At 45.3% G+C, this 1,186-nt stretch carries 1 protein-coding gene; it reads left to right on the top strand.

Annotated features, from left to right (window positions below):
* Nucleotides 1–1,185 carry an elongation factor Tu gene (tuf, locus tag GQR39_RS19995; RefSeq protein ID WP_008133488.1) on the top strand — a complete coding sequence of 395 codons (1,185 nt, stop codon included), beginning with the start codon at nucleotides 1–3 and terminating at the stop codon, nucleotides 1,183–1,185.
* The last annotated feature ends 1 nt before the right edge of the window (nucleotide 1,186 follow it).

The following is a 1,186-nucleotide window of genomic DNA, read 5'->3' on the forward strand; positions in this document are numbered from 1 at the left end:
ATGGCAAAAGAAAAGTTTGAACGCGTAAAACCGCACGTAAACGTTGGTACAATCGGCCACGTTGACCACGGTAAAACTACACTAACTGCAGCAATCACTAACGTACTTGCAAAAGTATACGGCGGTGTTGCTAAAGATTTCGCATCAATCGACAACGCTCCAGAAGAGCGCGAACGTGGTATCACTATTTCAACGTCTCACGTTGAATACGATACTCCTTCACGTCACTACGCACACGTAGATTGTCCTGGTCACGCCGATTATGTTAAAAACATGATCACTGGTGCTGCTCAAATGGACGGCGCGATCTTAGTAGTTGCTGCGACTGATGGCCCTATGCCACAAACGCGTGAGCACATCCTTCTTTCTCGTCAAGTTGGCGTTCCTTACATCATCGTGTTCATGAACAAATGTGACATGGTAGATGACGAAGAGCTACTTGAACTAGTAGAAATGGAAGTTCGTGAACTTCTTTCAGAATACGATTTCCCAGGTGATGACTTACCTCTAATCGCGGGTTCTGCGCTTAAAGCGTTAGAAGGCGAGAAAGAGTGGGAAGATAAGATTGTTGAGCTTGCAAATGCACTTGATTCTTACATCCCAGAGCCAGAGCGTGACATCGATAAGCCATTCATCATGCCTATCGAAGACGTTTTCTCAATCCAGGGTCGTGGTACAGTTGTAACTGGTCGTGTTGAAGCTGGTATCATCCGCATCAATGACGAAGTAGAAATTGTTGGTATCAATGATACAACTCGTTCTACTTGTACTGGTGTTGAAATGTTCCGTAAGCTTCTAGACGAAGGTCGTGCTGGCGAAAACATCGGCGCACTTCTACGTGGTACTAAACGTGAAGACGTTGAACGTGGTCAAGTACTAGCTAAGCCTGGTTCAATCAACCCACATACTACATTCACTTCAGAAGTATACGTGCTTTCGAAAGATGAAGGTGGTCGTCATACTCCATTCTTCAAAGGTTACCGTCCACAGTTCTACTTCCGTACAACTGACGTAACAGGTGACGTACAGTTACCAGATGGCGTAGAAATGGTAATGCCTGGTGATAACATCAAGATGACAGTAACTCTAATCGCACCAATCGCGATGGATGAAGGTCTTCGTTTTGCTATCCGTGAAGGTGGTCGTACTGTAGGTGCTGGTGTTGTAGCAACTATCGTAGCGTAAT

This window comes from Pseudoalteromonas sp. C8 (assembly GCF_011378685.1).
Classification (GTDB): domain Bacteria; phylum Pseudomonadota; class Gammaproteobacteria; order Enterobacterales; family Alteromonadaceae; genus Pseudoalteromonas; species Pseudoalteromonas arctica.

Excerpts from the sequence above, each read along its gene's own strand:
- tuf (WP_008133488.1), top strand. The coding sequence starts at position 1 with ATGGCAAAAGAAAAGTTTGAACGCGTAAAACCGCACGTAAACGTTGGT.